The following is a 15,872-nucleotide window of genomic DNA, read 5'->3' as shown; positions in this document are numbered from 1 at the left end:
TGCGTTCCCCGGCGCCCGCCGGTCGGGATCACACGGCGAGGGGCTCCAGGTCGCGGTGGACCCGTCGCTCGTCGCGCGCGTAGCGGGTCAGGCCGTGGTCCTCGCCGAGCAGCCGCGACAGTTCGGCGACGGCCTCGGCCCGTACCCGGGTCGCCTCCTCCTTGCGGCCCATCGAGTCCAGGCTGACCGCCATGTTGGAGGCGCTCGCCAGGGTCTCCGGGTGGTGCGCCCCCAGCGCCTCGCGCAGCCGCATCACGGCGAGGCGCTCCAGCTCCAGGGCGCCCTCCGGATCACCCAGGTCGGCCCGGGCGTTGGCCAGGTTGAGGTGCGCGAAGACCGTGTGCGGGTGGTTGTCGCCCAGCACCTCGCGCATGTAGCGGATGGTCTGGCGCAGCATCGGCTCCGCCGTCTCCGCCGCGCCCGTGCCCCAGTGGAAGACCGCGAGGTTGTTGACCGCGGCCAGGGTGTACGGGTGCCGCTCGCCCGGCACCTTCATGTACTCGTCCACCACCTCCTGCGCCAGGTCCCGCGCCCCGCCCGGGTCCCCGGTCGCGAACAGGTCCGCCGCCAGGTTCAGTTCGCAGGCCAGCACGTCCGGGTTGACCGAGGTGTACTTCGCCCGGTAGCGGTTGCGGGTCGCCGTCGTCAGCCGCAGCGCGTCCTCCGTGACGCCCGCCCGGCGCAGCGACACCGCCAGGTTCTTCGCCGCCGACAGGGTGCCCGGGAAGGCCCGGCCCAGCGTCCGCTTGTAGATCTCGTACGTCCGGCTCAGCAGTTGCACCGAGTCGTCGTACCGGCCGACCTCGCGCAGGTCGCGCGCCAGGTTCTGTGCCGAGGAAAGGGTGTACGGGTGGTCCGTTCCCAGTACCTCGGTGCGCCGGTCGAAGACCTCCTGGTCGATCTCCCTGGCCCGCGCGTACTGCCCGACCATGCGCAGGTTCAGCGCCAGGTTGTTCGCGGCGGCCAGGGTGCGCGGGTGCGCCTCGTGGAAGATCTGCCCGAAGCCCTCGTGCGCGGCCGTGGCCAGCTCCATCGCCTCGCCGTACCGGCCGAGGGCGCCCAGGTCCATCGCCAGGCCGCTGGTGGTCATGTACGTGTGCGGGTGCGAGGGGCCCAGCGCGTCCCGCTGCCGCTCCAGCGTGCCCTCGTCCAGCTCCATCGCCTCCACGAACCGGCCCTGCGAACGCAGGATGTTGGAGAGGTGGAAGCGCAGGTAGAGGTACTGGAGGTCGTCGCCGCCCAGGGTCTCCCGCCAGGTCTCGCGCAGCTCCTCGCCCAGCTGGTAGGCGGCCTTGAAGTCACCGCGCTTCCACAGGTACCGGACGCGGTCGATCAGGAGCCGGCGGGTCTCCGGCTCCTTGCAGAACCGCGCCTCGGAAGGCGTCAGGTGCGGCCAGATGGTGTTGAACCGCGGCCAGGTCTCCGGGTTGTCTATCGGCTCGTCGTCGTCCGGCCGGGCGCCCGCGAGGATCCGGTGCACCGCGTGCCGGGCCTCGCGCTGCTCCTCCTCGGACAGCTGCGCCCGGATCACCGCCTGCACGAGGCGGTGCACCTGGATGCTGTTGCTGACCTGGTCGACCTTGGCCAGGGCGAACCGGCCGATCTCCCGGATCACGCGGCCGAGCACCAGCTTCTCCTGGAGCGAGGAGTCGTACGGCTTGAGCGCGTCGATCATCTCCTTGCTGTAGAGGAGGTTCGCGGAGATCGGCTCGGGTGCGAAGAAGGCGCACAGCTGCAGCAGCCGCACGGCAGCGGGCGAGCGGGACTGGAGCCGCTCTATGGACACGTTCCAGGTGGCGGCCACCGGCTCCGGGTATCCGGGCGGCTGGTTCAGCGCCAGCACCCGGGCGGCCTGCTGGGCCAGTTGCTCGATGTACGCGGACACCGGCGTCGCGGTCTCCGCGATCCAGGCGCCGGCCTGCTCGACCGCGAGGGGCAGGTCGCCCACCGCGACGGCCACCTGCTCGGCGTCGTCCTTGCTGAGTCCGGGGGCCCGGCGCTGGAGGTGTTCGATGGACTCCTCGCGCAGGAACACGTCGACCGGCAGCGCGTCCCCGTACTGGGACCAGGACTGGTTGCGGGAGGTCACGAGCACGTGCCCCGGGCCGCCCGGCGGGAAGAACCGCTTGAGCGTCTCGGGATCGTCGGCGTTGTCGAAGACCAGCAGCCAGCGCGAGGAGGGCACCCCGCGCCGCAGCAGGTCGATCGCCTCCTGGGAGGCGGCCGACATGTCCTCGCCGGTCTGCGCGCCGAGGCGTACGGCCAGCTCCGCGAGGGCGGCCACCACGTCGTCGGTCTGCTCCGAGGAGATCCACCACACCAGGTCGTAGTCGGCCATGAACCGGTGCACGTACTCCAGCGCCACCTGGGTCTTGCCCACGCCGCCGAGCCCGTACAGGGTCTGCGGCTGCGGCAGCACCACGGCCATGCCGCCGCCGAGCTGGTCGCGCATCCGCTCCAGCACGATGGAGCGCCCGGTGAACCCGGGATTGCGCGGCGGCGCGTTCCAGATCTTCGGGACCGTCCCGGGGAACCGGGGGCCGGGCTGCGAGGTGCTGGCGACGCTGTCCGGGAGCGCCATGGGCCGCTCCACCGCGCGCAGCAGGGCGGTGGTGGCGTGCACCTCGTCGAGCCGGAACAGGTCCACCGGGTTGCGGTCGATGTAGGGCGTGGACAGGCGTACGTCGCCCACCCGCAGCGGCACCAGCTGGCGCCGCCCGCCGGTCGGGTCCTCGGCGGCCGCACGCTCCCACACGTCCACGGCCCGGGCGGACTTGAGGTAGGCGCTGGAGAGCAGCACCACGGTCCGGGCGGCGGTGTCGATGCTGATGCCCGTCCCGCCGCCCAGGGTGTCCCCGGCGCCGAGCGCGGCCGGTACCCGTTCGGCGGAGACGTCCTTGGGGACGACCCGGAAGCCGGCCCGGGTGAGCACCGACTCGATCCAGTCGGCCCACATGCGGTTCTCGGCGACGTAGGAGAGGAACAGGTCGGCGGGCAGCGCCGGGCGGCGCCGGGTGAAGGCGTCCCGGATCCGCAGGCGGACCTCCTCGCCGATCGCGGGCATGGAGGTGACGTCGCCCTCGGTGACCACGGCCGTGAGCCGTTCGAAGGCGGAGAGCAGGGAGTTGGTGAGCCCGGCCTCGTCGCCGAAGGTGGCCAGGGTCTCCTCGTAGGCGTAGTAGGGCCGGTACGGGATCTCCACCGCGCCCCAGTAGGAGGTGAGGTCGTCCCCGATGAGGCCGTTGGGGAAGCGGTCGAACTTGATGCGGGCCAGGGCGCGGCCCGCGTCGGCCTTCTCCTTCTCGCCCTCGTCGATGCGCATCGGGACCGGGTAGATCTTGATGCCGCGGTCGTTGAAGCGCTCGTCGATCTGCCGGGCGACGGAGGCGGCGCCGTCGATGGACTGGTCGGAGAGGGTGAAACAGTCGACCAGGACGTCCGGGAGGTGGACGGTGCAGATGTCCGCGATGTCGGAGAGCCCCGTGCGGCTGTCGATCAGGACGTAGTCGTAGTTCTGCTTCATGTCCGCCCGTAAGGCGTCGAAGAAGAGCCCGCCGCCGAGCCGGTCGTAGAAGTTGTCCCAGTCGAAGGTGGACACGGTCGCCGAGTACTCGCGGTTCTGCTTGCCCGCCGAGACGAAGTCGAGGGTGCCGCCGGCGGGGAACTCCCAGCCGAGGGTCTCGGGGGTGAGCGAGACGGCGTGCGGCTGTATCCGCGCGTAGTCCTTGTGCCAGTCGTCGGCGCGCTGCACCGGACTGGTCGCCGCCCAGGCGTACTCGCTGATCAGGTCGATGACCCCGGTCGTGGCCCCGAGGGTGGAGGGGTCCAGGAACGGGTGGAAGAAGCGGTGCAGGCCCGGGGCCTCCAGGTCCCAGTCCAAGGCGAGGACCCGCTTGCCGTTGGCGGCGAGGATCCAGGCGGTGTTGGCCAGCGCCATGGTGCGGCCCGTGCCGCCCTTGTACGAGTAGAAGGTGACGATGCGTCCGTCACGGCTTTCCCGGCTGTCACGACTCGCTGTCATCCGCGTCCCCCCGGTCGTTGTCGTTGCTTTCACTGTGTCCATCGTTGGATGCGCCGGGCGGGAAGGGGGCGGCCGGCCGGTCGGGCGGCTCGTTCATTCCCATCGGGCCGAGCAGCCGCCGTCGTTCGGTGGCGGTGCCGGTCGGCGGATACACCTGGGCGTGTCTCAGGAACTGCTGGGCGGCCGCCTCGACCACCTGCGGCAGGATCTGTCCGAGCGTCTCCATGTTGGCCACGCCGTTGGCGGCGGCCCGGCAGGCGGCCCGGCCCTGGCTCATCTTGACGGGCATGGTGTCCTCCAGCCGGTCGGCCAACTCGCTCTCCTTCGCCCGGCTCTGGTGGTCGTAGCGGTTCCACGGCACGACCACGTTGATCCACGGGCGGGGGGCCTGGTCGAAGGCGGCCAGCCGCTGGCGGCGCTGCTCGTCCTCCACGGCCCACCGGTCGACGATCAGGATCTCCGGCCGGGTCGGCGGCTGCTTGCTGTCGAAGTGACCGGCCTCGTCGTCGAAGGAGCCCATGGTGGTCTGGTAGTTGAGGCTGCGGACCAGGTCCTCCGCCACGTAGGCGATGGGCCGCTGGGCCACCGGATGGTACGGATTCCACTCCAGCGCGCTGTCCCCGTAGTACTCGGGGCTGCGGCCCTCCGGCAGGTCGTGCCGGGAGGCGGCCGCCACGGTGACGTGCAGGGTGCGGGCGGCGCTGCTCGGGGTGCCGAAGGCGCTCGGCACCACCCGGTAGTCCACCGGGCGGACGGGGTCGAGCCGGACGGTCTCGGCGACCCGGACGATCCGTTTGGCGAGTTCGTACACGGCGCGTTCGTACTGCTCCGCGTAGCCGCGCAGCTTGATCAGACCGTACAGCCCGTCGGTGACGTAGCGCTCGCCGAAGGTGTTGTGGTTGAACTGCAACCGCTCCGCCGGGCCGGGGAGTTGGGACGGAGGTACCGGAACCCACAGGGCGGGCACGATGGCCTCGGCCGGCCGGTTGCTGACGGCGCCGTGCTGGATGGCGCGCTGCGCGAAGGCGTACCACTCCTTCCCGCACATCTCACTGGCGAAGTACCGCGGCGAGAACAGGGGGACGAAGACGCGGCAGGTGGCGAGCGCCGCCCCGAGCCGTTCCGACCAGCCCTCGCCGCTGCGTATCTCCCGGTCCATGAACCCGGCATCGGATCCGGCGGGCAGATCCGTCAGCGCCATGACATGGCTGCAGAGATCACGGAACAGGCGCTCCACCCACATGTCGGGATCGGGCCCCCCGGCCCCGAATCTCGGTGTATGCGCATAACTGAGAAAAAAGTACGGCTGCACTGATGCGGGCACACGCCCCCCGTCCCGAAGATGCGAGCGAAGAAACATCATTCCGGAGCTGCTTCGCTACATCCCCTCATCGTTCAGTCAATCAGCGTCTGTTTTCGGTCATCCACTCACGCGCGTGATCGACGGCATCCGGGACCGAGAAGAGCATGGCCGGTACCCCTCCCACCCGCCCCCTGCGCACCCGGGATTCCGGGAACGACATGCCGATCTCGGCGAAATCGCTGTCATCCAGCGCGACGTCCTCGTACGCGGTCCACCTTTCCCCCTGCCGCCCGGGCTGCCCTCCCGGAAGGTTCACCTTCACCACACACTCGTACATGCGCAAGGGGGGCTTCGGAATTCGATACTCCGCGAGATGGAAAGCGGTGCAGACCGAAAAGCCCACATTGATCATGAGCACCTGCCCGCCCTCCCAGCACATCTTTCCCAGGGGTGTCTCCTCACCCAGATGGCTTTCGAGGCGATGACCTGCGCACAACGCGTCCGCGTCCTTGCCGAGCGCGGCGAAGGACGTCTGCGGGTGCGCACTGCGCGCCGCGCCCGGAGCGGTACGCACGGCCTCGGCCAGCGCGCCCATGCCCTCGCTCGGGGTGCGCTCCCGGTCGAAGGCGGGCATCCGGTCACGGAAGGCCGCCACCTGCGCCTCGTCGAGGCCCGCGATCCGCTTCTGGTGGGCGGTGGACGTACGCGAGTTCGCCGGGGTGAACGCCGGGACCACCAGGGTCCCGCGCGGCCCGACGAGGCCGAGCAGCGCGTCCCGCAGCGCCTCGGCGCGCAGCCCGGTGCCGCCGAGGGAGGCATGGGCGAGCACGCGCATGCCCGGGCGTACGCCGAGCAGGCGCAACCCGACGGCGAGGGAGAGCATCCCGGGCTGTGCGGGTGGGGGCTGGGCGGGTGGGGCCGCCGCGGCTGGGGGGCCGTCGCCGCCCGGGCCGCTCACGCGTCGACCGCCTTCAGCTCCCAGCGCAGCTCCGCCACCAGCCGCTTGCCGGTGCTCGTCAGCTCGGCCGCCTCCGACAGCCGGTCCAGGGCCCGGTGGATGCGGTCCGCGCCCCCCGGCTCCGGGGACGCCGTCGCCCGCCGGTACGCCTCCACCGCCACCCGCTCGTGTACGTCGGCCAGCAGCCGGGACACCGGGACCGGGCGCTCCCGCCACGGCGAGGGGTGCTGCCACTCCCCGTCCAGCGCGTACAGGTCGGCCACCTCGGTCAGGGCCCGCAGCCGCGCCCGCCTGCGCCCGGTGAGCAGCGCGAGCGCGGTCTCCCGCACCCCCGCCGCGTACGGCACCCCGAGCGCGCCCGGCCCGTGCCGCCCGGCCTCGCCCCAGCCGCCGGCCCGCGGCCCGCCCGCGAGCGGGGTCAGCGTGGTCAGCCCGGCGGCCGCCGCCCGGGCGAACCCGGGCACCGTGGAGTGCAGCAGCGTCCAGGCCCCGGACAGCCGCAGCCGCCACTCCTCGGCCTCCCCGGTGCCCAGGCGCAGCCTCGGGGGGCGGGCGAAGCAGTTGCGGTACGGGTCGAGGTCCTCCAGCGCCACCGGCGCCGCGTCCGGCCCGGGCGACCAGGTCCGTACGGGCAGCCAGCGCGCGTCCCCCGCCGCCGGGCCGAAGCGGTGCTCGGCGCGGCCGTCCCGTACGGCGTACCCCTCGTCCGTGGCGCGCAGCGCGGCCCGCCCCTGCGTACCGGGCTCGCCCAGGCGCAGCAGCCCGAGCGTCGGCAGGTAGACCTCGCCGTCCCGGTAGGCCACCTCGGCCGGCAGGTCCAGCCCGCCGCGCAGCACGGCGGCCGCGGCCAGCGCCGTGAGCCGGCGGGCCGCCTCCGCGGCGTCGCGCGGGCCCTCGCCGGGCCGGTCCAGGGCCGCCAGCACCCAGGTACGGGTGAACGGGTGGTCCAGTACGGCGTCCAGCGCGTCCGTGCCCGTCTGGCCGGCCTCCTCCACCGCCCCGAGCAGCTCCCAGGCCCGCGCCCAGTCGGGATCACCCGTCCGGTCGGCGTTCAGCCGGGCGAGCAGGACCCGGGTCAGCTCCTCCTGGGAGCGGGCGAGGGCGGCGGGGTCGGACAGCTCCGGCGCGGTCGCGCGGGCCGACGTACGCCCCTCGACGCCGTCGACGAGTTCACGCAGGTCGGTGCAGTAGACGGACGGGTTGTCGAAGCCCGCCCCCGTGCCGCCGTCGGCCTTGTAGCGGTGCGTGTAGAGCCCGCCCCCGCACGAACGTACGACGGGGCAGCGGCGGCACTCGTCGCTGACGCCCGCCAGGCCCAGCTGCCGGGCGCGCACCCCGGGGTGGGCCGCGACCTCGTCGAACGCGTGGTCGAAGACGTTGTATCCGGTGGCCGCGGCTCCCTCGAAAGCGCTCTTGAGGGAGTCCACCTGCTCCAGCGTCCCGTCGGTCTCGACGACGACGAGATCGGTGGGCGCGAGGCCGAGGGACTCGGTGAGGCTGGGCCCGCCGCTCAGGGTGGAGAGCAGGGACTCGAAGAGCCGTACGGGGACCGGGCGCTCGCGGCGCTCCCAGTGGTCGAAGATCCGCAGCAGCCAGCGCGCGTAGGCGTCGGGGGCGCCGTCGGGGCGGACCGGTGGGGTCTGCCAGGTGGCGTGCGGGAGCAGGAAGTCCACCCGCGGGGGGTCGAGTTCGACGAGGGCGTCCAGGACGGCGATCGGGTCGTTGGCCACGTCCACGGTGCAGAGCAGACCCTGGTAGAGGTGGCGGTACGGCTCGGAGCGCAGCAGGTCGACGGCGGCCAGGACCAGGGGGTGGCTGGTGCGCCCGTCCGCGAAGCGGCGGTGCCGGTCGTTGGCGGCGCGGTCCCCGTCGAGGGAGATGCCCACCCGGACGCCGAACTCGTCGAAGAGGTCGAGGTACCGGGGGCTGAGCTGGAGCCCGTTGGTGTGGATCCGCAGGTCGAGGGCGGTGGTCCCGGAGATTTCCCGGGTGAGGGCCTCGCACACGAGCCGGAGCCGGGCGGTGCCCGCCAACAGGGGTTCCCCTCCGTGAAGAATCACCGTGACGGAGGGGAGTTCATGGTCACGGGCATGTTCGGCGAGCCGCGACGCGGTCTGGGAAATCGCCTCGGGGGAGATCACCTTCGGCCGGGCTCGCCAGCTCTGATCTGCGTGTTCGTAGACATAGCAATGATCACAAGCAAGATCGCATCTGCTGTGAACTTTCAGGACGATCTCGCGAAATGCGATCAGGCCGGTCATTCCACCAGTCTAGAGCGCGTACTTCTCTGTCAGAGCGCAGAGTTGAAGATCGGTGCCTGAACGCGACGAGCGGATTCCGTCGGCAGCACGCGGTCGAGAGCCGAGGCCGCGGACGCGCTGCGGACGTCGATCTGGGCGAGCGGGACGCGGCGGTCCTTGACCGTGCTGGTCGGGGGGGTTGCGGAAGTGTTCACGACACCGTCCTCGGGGAAGCCATGTGGAATGGGCATGGGGATTGACACCAGCGACATGCTGGTGTCAAGCGTGGACTTTACTCGGCCACACTCCATTGGCAACCGAGACATGACGCATGGTCAAGCGTTCTATGGAAAGCGTGACGGATTTCTCGCCATGTCGCATTGCGCCGTTTGCCGCAGCGCAAGATCCTTTTCCTGTTCCGGCCCGGTTCCGAACGCCTCCTAAGCGGGCTGCTGTTCACCCATGGGTGGGGCGGGCAGCTCCCTGAGCAGCCACGTCAGTACGGCGGGCAGCGCGCGCAGCGCCGCGAAGTGCGCGGCGGCCGGGTCGATGGTCGCGGTCGCCCCGGGGATGCGGCGGGCCAGCCAGCGCGAGTGGCCCACGGGGGAGAACACGTCCAGCTCCCCGTGCCAGATCAGCACCGGGCAGCGGATGTCGGCGGGGTCGAAGCCCCAGGGGCGGCTGAAGGCGAGGATGTCGTCGATCCAGCCGTACGCGGAGGCGCGCACCCCCTCGCGGTAGTTGCGCAGCAGCATCTCCCGCAGGCCCGAGTCCGCGACGATCATGCGGTCGCTGTCGGTCAGCTCGCGGCGCAGCTCGTCCAGCAGCCGACGGGGGTCCCGCGCGATGCCGGCGGCGCGCGGGATCAGCCGGGCCTCCAACTCCTCGGGGTCGTCGGAGGCGGTGGTGTACTCCCGTACGTTCGATGCGGCCATTCCGGCGAACCAGTCCAGGTCCTTGGCGTCCCGGGGGGCGAGGGGGACCAGGGCCGCCGTACGGGTGACGCGCTCCGGGAGCAGGGCCGCGCAGGCCAAGGCGCCGGGGGCGCCGCCGGAGCGGCCCGCCACGGCGAAGGTGTCCAGCCCGAGGGAGTCGGCGATGGCCGCCACCTCCTGGGCCACGTCGGTCACGCTGCGGCCCGGGTGGCGGTCGGAGCCGCCGTAGCCGGGTCGGTCGTAGGCGATGAGCTGCATCCGCCGCTGGTAGAGCACCATGCCCCGGGGGGCCGGGCCCAGCCTGCTGCCGGGCATGCCGTGGAGCAGGAATACCGGTTTGCCGTCCGGGTCGCCCCAGCGCTCCACCGTCAGATTCCGTCCGTCCGCGACGCGCACCTGACTGCGCACGCGCTCCCTCCCTCACGGTTGACGCGACTCGTCAGGCTGATTGTGCTCGCTGAGGGAGGAGTGCGGTAGGGCGCACTTCGTCAACAATTCTTGTGAAAGGTTTCACACATGCGCGCGGGTCCTTGGTTCTTTGGTGTCCATGCAGGTCAGGTGCGTGATCCGGAACGTGCGAACGGTCGGGAACGGCCCTTCGGCCTGCCGGAAAAGGGCTTTTTCGGCACGGCGGATTCCGCTTTTGGGTGTCGAATTGAGCCATCGGGAAAACGGTTGGGGTCGAGTTCGATAGGAAGGAGTTCCTCTACCACATCGTCAAGAAGGCCTCGCTGGCGGCCCTGGGCCGCCACGGCGAGCCGGCCGGGCTCGCCGTCGAGGACGGCATCACCGGGATCGCCGAACCCGTCGGCGTTGCGCACACCCTGGGCAACACCTTCCACGTCGCCCACGGCCGCGCCGACGCGCGTGGCCGAAGGCCGAGGTCTACCGGGCGCCGGAGTGCTTCCAGGAGATCGCGAAGATGCGGGGCCTGCCGGCCGCCACCCCGGCCGAGGGCGTCGAGTCCTACGCCGCGCCTACGCCGCGCTCGCGCCGACCAGTGCGCCCCCGCCAACCCGCGGATGCCGATGACCGACGACATGAAGCAGCTGATGCTCCGGGCGTACTGCGGCAACGCCGAGGGCGCGCCGGCCGCGTAGGTCCCCCTCCGGAAGAAGGAGCGCGAAAAGGCGCGTGGGCTACGCGTGCGGAACGAGGAGCGCCGCCGCCGAGCGGGCCTGGACCAGGGCCCGGGTGCGGTCCGCGCCGCGCTGGCCCAGCACCACCCGGGTGCTCAGCCCGTCCAGCAGCGCGAGCAGTTCCGAGGCCCGGGCGGGGACGTCCATGGGGGCGAAGCGGGCCTGGTCCACGCCCTTGGCCAGCAGCGCCTCCAGGTCCCGCTGCCAGCTCTCGTCGATCTCCTCCTGGGCCGCCTTCAGCGGTTCGTTGGAGGCCGTACGGGCCCACAGCTCGATCCACAGGGTCCAGCGCGGGTCGCGCGGCCCCTCGGGGAGGTAGAGCTCCAGGAACTGGTCGAGCTTGCGGGCGGCCGTCACCCTGCGGCCGAGCAGGGCCCGGCGCTCGCCGGTGAGCAGTTCCTCGCTCCAGCGCAGGGCCTCCAGCAGGAGCCGGTCCTTGCTGCCGAAGTAGTACAGGATGTGGCCGCCGCTGGTGCCGAGGCGCTCGGCCAGCGCGGACATGGTGAGCGCCGCGAGCCCGTTCTCGGCGATGGCCGCCATGGCCTCCTCCAGCATCCGCTCCTGGGCGATCCGCCCGTCGCGCCGCCGTGTTGCTCCCGCCACCGCTCCCGCCCTCCGGATCTTCGTGGCCCGACCTTATCCCGGACAGGGTCTTGACGGGGTCCCGGTCCAGCCCGCATCTTGAATGCCATTCAAGAACTTAGAACGTCATTCAAGATCGCTCAAGGTCAGGGGTCCGTCATGGGACAGCAGGAGACAGCCGACGTGGACGAGGTGTTCCGGGTCGAGACCCACGGCATCGACCCCATCCCCGACGCGGAACGCCACGGCGGCGCCAAGGACCTCTTCTGGCTCTGGTTCGGCTCCAACCTCACCTTCACCTACGTGATCAACGGCGCCCTGGCCGTGGCGTTCGGGCTCTCCTTCCTGCAGGCCACCGCCGTCGTCGTGATCAGCGGGCTGTCGTTCTTCGCCGTCAGCGCCGCCGGGCTCAGCGGCATCCGCACCGGCACCGCCACCCTGGTCATCTCCCGCGCCGCCTTCGGCGTCCGCGGCAACTTCCCGGCCGGCGTCCTCAACTGGGTGGTGAGCATCGGCTACACCATCGTCAACACCGTGGTCGGGACGCTCGCACTGGAGGTCTTCTTCGCCGAGGTCGGCCTGGGGAGCGGCCACCTGGCGCGGGGCCTCGCGCTCGGCATCACCCTCGCGCTCACCTTCGCCGTCGCCATGTGGGGTCACGCCACCGTGCAGTTCGCCGAGCGCTGGATGGCCTACGTCCTCGCCGTCGGCTTCGGCGCGCTGCTCGTCTTCGTCCTGCCCGGCGCCGACACCTCCGCCCCCGCCGCCGCCCCCGGGCTGTCCGGCTGGAGCCTGGCCTTCGTCGTCATGCTCGCCGGGCCGTTCTCGTACCTGCCGATGCCCGCCGACTACACCCGTTACCTGCCCCGGACCACCTCCCTGAAGTCGATCACCTGGATGGGCGCCCTCGGCGGCTTCGTCTCCTCCGTGGCCCTGGGCGTCGCGGGCGTCGCCGCCGCCACCCAGACCGACATGACCGACGCGGTCGCGGGGGCCGAGAGCCTGCTGCCCGGCTGGTTCCAGCCGCTGTTCCTGGCCCTCGTGCTCGGCGGCTCGGTCACCAACTCGATCATCACGCTCTACTCCTCCAGCCTGAACCTCCAGGTCCTCGGCATCCCGTGGAGCCGCGCCCGGGCCATCGTGATCAGCGCCGCCGTCACCGCGGTCGGCTCGCTCGCCGCGCTCTTCCTCACCGACTTCACCACCTCCCTGCTCTCCTTCCTCTCCCTCCTGATCATCGTGTTCGCGCCCTGGGGCGGGGTCTTCCTCGCCGACATGCTGCTGCGCCGCTGCCGCTACGACTCCGACGCGCTGCACGCCGGGAGCGCGGGCGCCTACTGGTACCGCGCCGGCTACCACCCGGCCGGGATGGCCGCCCTGCTCGCCGGCCTGGCCTTCGCCGCCCTGACCTGCGACTCCGAGCTGTGGACCGGGCCGCTGGTGGCCCCGCTCGGCGGCGCCGACCTCACCCTGCTCGGCTCCGTCGTCTCCGGCCTCGCCTACTGGGCGCTCACCCGCGGCCGGGTCCCCTCGTACACCCCCGCCGCCGCTGCCCCCGCCGCCTGACCGACCCGACCACCTCCCCCGCCGCAATGGAGCACCCTCACATGGCACGCCGCCCCTTCCCCGCCGACCTGCTGCTCACCGGAGCCCGGATCCACACCGTGGACCCGCACCTGCCCGAGGCCGAGGCCCTCGCCGTCCACGACGGAACGATCGTCTGGCTCGGCCCGGACGCCGAGGCCGCCGCCTGGGCCGGACCGGACACCGAGCGGATCGACGCGGGCGGCAAGCTGGTCCTGCCCGGCTTCATCGACGCGCACAACCACGTCCGGCTCGGCTCCGACGACGCCTGCGTACAGCTCGCCGGGGTGCGCACCCTGGAGGGCATCCACGAGCGGATCCTGGCCTGGCGGCAGGCCAACCCCGACGCCGAGTGGATCGAGGCCGAGGCCTTCGACTACTCCGCCATCCCGGGCGGGCGGATGCCGGACGCCGCCGACCTGGACCCGGTCACCGGTGACATCCCGGCGCTCGTGCTCTCGTACGACGTGCACACGGCTTGGCTGAACACGGCGGCCATACGGCGCCTGGGCGTCACCCGGGACCGTACTGACCTGCCCTTCGGCACGGCGGCGGTGGACCCGCGGACAGGCGAACCCACCGGGTTCGTCAAGGACTTCGCCGTCAAGGGGCTCTCGCGGGACGGCCACCGGGCGCTGCGCGAACTGGGCGTGCCGTGGGCCTCGCCGGACCGGCAGTACGGGCGGCTCGCCCAGAGCCTCGACGACGCGATCCGCTTCGGCATCACCACGGTGGTGGAGCCGCAGAACTCCCTCGACGACCTCGAACTCTACGAACGGGCCCGGGCGGAGGGCCGGCTGCGTTCGCGGATCGTCGCGGCGCTGTTCCACCCGCGCGGCACCGGGGAGGCCGACCTGGCCGACTTCGAGGAAGCGGCCCGCCGGTACTCCGGGGACCGGCTGCGGGTGGGCCCGCTCAAGCTGTACATCGACGACGTGGTGGAACCGCGTACGGCGGCGCTGCTGGAGCCGTACGCGGGCTGCGGGCACCACCGGGGCGAGACCTTCTACCCGGCCGAGGAATTCGCGCAGCTGCTGGCCGACCTGGACGCACGGGGCTTCCAGTGCTTCGTGCACGCCACGGGCGACCGGGGGATCCGGACCGTCCTGGACGCGGTGGAACACGCGCGGTCGGTGAACGGCCCGCGCGATGCGCGTCACCAGGTGGTGCACGTGGAATGCCTGGACCCGGCGGACGTGGAGCGCTTCGCGGAACTGGGCGTGGTGGCCTGCATGCAGCCGAGGCACTGCGCACCGGAGATCGCGGGCCCCGGGCAGGACTGGGCCGAGAACGTGGGCGAAGGCCGCTGGCACAAGGCCTGGCCGATGCGGAGCCTGCACGAGGCGGGGGCGGTGCTGGCCTTCTCCAGCGACTGGAACGTGGCCGAGATGGACCCGATGATCGGCATCTACACGGCGGTGACCCGCCGCCCCCTGGCCGGCGGCGAGCCGTGGCAGCCGGCCGAGACGGTGGACGTGCGGACGGCGGTGTACGGCTACACGATGGGCTCCGCCCACGCCAACTTCCTGGAGGAGCAGCGGGGTTCCCTCACGGTGGGCAAGGCGGCGGACTTCGTGGTCCTGTCCCGGGACATCCTCTCCGTCCCGGCGTCCGAGATCCCGGGCACGGTCGCGGAGACGGTGGTGGTGGCGGGCGAGGTCGCCCACCGAGCCCCCTGACCCCGCCCGCGGGCAGGGCCGGCGATGGGGCCGGTACCAGCGGGGTTCGCCCAGCGGGCCCTCGCGGCGCGCGACTTCACCCTGCTGTCCGGGAAGGCGTACGGGCGCCGGTCCGCGGGGTCCGGGCGGGCGTCTCGGCATCGGTGCGGCCGTGCTCGTGGAACCGCCAGGACCGGATCGTCCCCCCCCGGACTCCGTCCGGGGGTCCCCCCGTCGCGGGGCTGCGCAGGGAGCGGTGGTTCTCGACGGCGAGCGGGGTGGGTTGCGCAAGACGGGGGGTGTTCACCGGGCGCCCGCTCCCTCGCCGCCTCCGCTGCCTTCGCCGCCTTCGGTGTCGGCGAAGCGGGGGACCGCGGGCGAGTCGTCGGGCAGCCCGCTGCCCACCGCCGCCCCGGACCGGCCCTTGCGGAACACCGCGCAGGCCAGCGTGACCGCCGAGCCCGCCACCGCCCAGGCGGCCAGCACCAGCATGGGGCCGCCCGCGCCGTTGCCCTTGAAGTACGTGATGGAGCGCGCGGCGTACGTACCGGCGCCCGGGGGCAGGGCGGGGCCGATGGTCCTCCAGAACGGCGGCAGCAGCGGGTACGGGTAGGCGCCGCCGGCGCTCGGGTTGCCGAAGACCACGACCAGCAGGATCGCCAGGCCGATGCCGACCACGCCGGCCACGCCCTGGAAGGCCAGGGTGATCGCCCCGACCGCGAAGACGACCAGGGTGCCGAGCCCCCACAGGGCCGGAATGGAGCCGGGCAGGGCGTCCAGGACCGGGCCCGCGATCACGGCGCCGAGCAGCCCCGCGGCGATGGAGTACAGCAGCAGGGCGCCGAGCCGGATGACGGCGCGGTGGATGTTGGCGGGCCGGGCGCCGGCGCTGATCGCGAGGATCGCGGCACAGAGGTAGCCGCCCACGCACCAGCCGATGACCAGGTAGAAGGAGCTCAGGCCGCGCCCGTCGCCGGCGGCGGCCGGGGCCACGTCGGTGACCAGGACGGTGCGGCCCTGGGCCTTCTCGGCGAGGCCGACGACCTCGGTGAGGGCCTGGGAGAGCGCGGCCCCGGCGCCGCTCGCGACCAGCAGCCTGTCGGTCTTGCCGCCCGGGTCGATGATCAGTGCGCCGTCCACGTCCCGGTTCTCGATCTGCCGCAGCGCCGCGGCCTCGTCCTTGACCGCGTGGGGGTCGAGGGGCTTGCCGGGCAGGGTGTCGAGCTGGTCGGCCGACCGCTCGGCGACCGGCGCGAGGGGAGCGGCCACCGCGATCGGGATCTCGCTGGGCTTCGGATGGTGGAAGGCCCCGATGTACGAGGTGATGAAGGCGAGCTGGAGGGCCAGCACACCCAGGACCAGCACGGCTGCCCGGGTGGTCACGGCGTCCTTGATCTCGGCGAGGAAGCCGCCGGGCGGAGCTGGCTCGGGGCTCTGGGTGGGCTGGTTCAT

Annotated in this window: 11 protein-coding genes; 2 read left to right on the top strand and 9 right to left on the bottom strand. The window is 72.3% G+C overall.

Annotation, left to right across the window (positions count from 1 at the left end; translation table 11 throughout):
- Positions 1-28: 28 nt before the first annotated feature.
- The 8 genes from fxsT to ACFWB8_RS10070 all read right to left on the bottom strand — a co-directional run bounded on the left by fxsT (position 29) and on the right by ACFWB8_RS10070 (position 11,199).
- Entirely contained in the window at positions 29-4,021 is a 3,993-nt protein-coding gene (gene fxsT / locus ACFWB8_RS10105; protein WP_385224130.1) for an FxSxx-COOH system tetratricopeptide repeat protein, read from the bottom strand.
- On the bottom strand, positions 4,005-5,381 hold the full coding sequence (locus tag ACFWB8_RS10100) for a TIR-like protein FxsC (protein WP_385224204.1): 1,377 nt from the start codon (positions 5,379-5,381) through the stop codon (positions 4,005-4,007). The genes fxsT and ACFWB8_RS10100 overlap by 17 nt, the downstream gene beginning before the upstream one ends.
- Positions 5,382-5,424: 43 nt before the next feature.
- The gene (locus ACFWB8_RS10095; RefSeq protein WP_385224128.1) at positions 5,425-6,159 is read right to left on the bottom strand and encodes an aminoglycoside N(3)-acetyltransferase; all 735 of its coding nucleotides are present in this window, start codon (positions 6,157-6,159) and stop codon (positions 5,425-5,427) included.
- 119 nt (positions 6,160-6,278) lie between these two features.
- Entirely contained in the window at positions 6,279-8,543 is a 2,265-nt protein-coding gene (gene fxsBH, locus ACFWB8_RS10090) for a radical SAM/SPASM protein FxsBH, inactivated beta-hydroxylase extension form (RefSeq protein WP_385224126.1), read from the bottom strand.
- A 29-nt stretch (positions 8,544-8,572) separates the two neighbouring features.
- Positions 8,573-8,737 (bottom strand): FxSxx-COOH cyclophane-containing RiPP peptide, encoded by a 165-nt coding sequence (fxsA, locus tag ACFWB8_RS10085; RefSeq protein ID WP_385224124.1) that lies wholly within the window; start codon positions 8,735-8,737, stop codon positions 8,573-8,575.
- Between the two features lie 225 nt (positions 8,738-8,962).
- Positions 8,963-9,865, bottom strand: a complete 903-nt coding sequence (locus tag ACFWB8_RS10080; protein ID WP_385224122.1) for an alpha/beta fold hydrolase — start codon at positions 9,863-9,865, stop codon at positions 8,963-8,965.
- Between the two features lie 146 nt (positions 9,866-10,011).
- Entirely contained in the window at positions 10,012-10,278 is a 267-nt protein-coding gene (locus ACFWB8_RS10075; RefSeq protein ID WP_385224120.1) for a hypothetical protein, read from the bottom strand.
- A 318-nt stretch (positions 10,279-10,596) separates the two neighbouring features.
- Entirely contained in the window at positions 10,597-11,199 is a 603-nt protein-coding gene (locus ACFWB8_RS10070) for a TetR/AcrR family transcriptional regulator (protein ID WP_385224118.1), read from the bottom strand.
- A gap of 138 nt (positions 11,200-11,337) precedes the next feature.
- Between ACFWB8_RS10070 and ACFWB8_RS10065 the strand changes: the two genes are divergently transcribed.
- Together ACFWB8_RS10065 and ACFWB8_RS10060 are read left to right on the top strand one after the other, a co-directional pair.
- Entirely contained in the window at positions 11,338-12,744 is a 1,407-nt protein-coding gene (locus tag ACFWB8_RS10065) for a purine-cytosine permease family protein (protein WP_385224116.1), read from the top strand.
- A gap of 41 nt (positions 12,745-12,785) precedes the next feature.
- Positions 12,786-14,441 (top strand): amidohydrolase, encoded by a 1,656-nt coding sequence (locus tag ACFWB8_RS10060; protein WP_385224114.1) that lies wholly within the window; start codon positions 12,786-12,788, stop codon positions 14,439-14,441.
- 282 nt (positions 14,442-14,723) lie between these two features.
- Here ACFWB8_RS10060 and ACFWB8_RS10055 read toward each other — a convergent pair whose 3' ends face one another.
- On the bottom strand, positions 14,724-15,872 hold the full coding sequence (locus ACFWB8_RS10055) for a DUF3533 domain-containing protein (RefSeq protein ID WP_385224112.1): 1,149 nt from the start codon (positions 15,870-15,872) through the stop codon (positions 14,724-14,726).

Origin of the sequence: Streptomyces sp. NPDC060031 (assembly GCF_042736805.1) — a bacterium.
Taxonomy (GTDB): Bacteria; Actinomycetota; Actinomycetes; order Streptomycetales; family Streptomycetaceae; genus Streptomyces.
Note: the sequence above shows the minus strand (reverse complement) of the source record. Positions and strands in the feature narration are given on the sequence as shown.

What these genes read in the sequence shown, in the direction of transcription:
- ACFWB8_RS10100 (WP_385224204.1), bottom strand. Translation starts at nt 5,381, where the DNA reads ATGTTTCTTCGCTCGCATCTTCGGGACGGGGGGCGTGTGCCCGCATCA.
- fxsBH (WP_385224126.1), bottom strand. Translation starts at nt 8,543, where the DNA reads ATGACCGGCCTGATCGCATTTCGCGAGATCGTCCTGAAAGTTCACAGC.
- ACFWB8_RS10060 (WP_385224114.1), top strand. Translation starts at nt 12,786, where the DNA reads ATGGCACGCCGCCCCTTCCCCGCCGACCTGCTGCTCACCGGAGCCCGG.
- ACFWB8_RS10055 (WP_385224112.1), bottom strand. Translation starts at nt 15,872, where the DNA reads ATGAACCAGCCCACCCAGAGCCCCGAGCCAGCTCCGCCCGGCGGCTTC.
- ACFWB8_RS10095 (WP_385224128.1), bottom strand. Translation starts at nt 6,159, where the DNA reads ATGCGCGTGCTCGCCCATGCCTCCCTCGGCGGCACCGGGCTGCGCGCC.
- ACFWB8_RS10065 (WP_385224116.1), top strand. Translation starts at nt 11,338, where the DNA reads ATGGGACAGCAGGAGACAGCCGACGTGGACGAGGTGTTCCGGGTCGAG.
- fxsT (WP_385224130.1), bottom strand. Translation starts at nt 4,021, where the DNA reads ATGACAGCGAGTCGTGACAGCCGGGAAAGCCGTGACGGACGCATCGTC.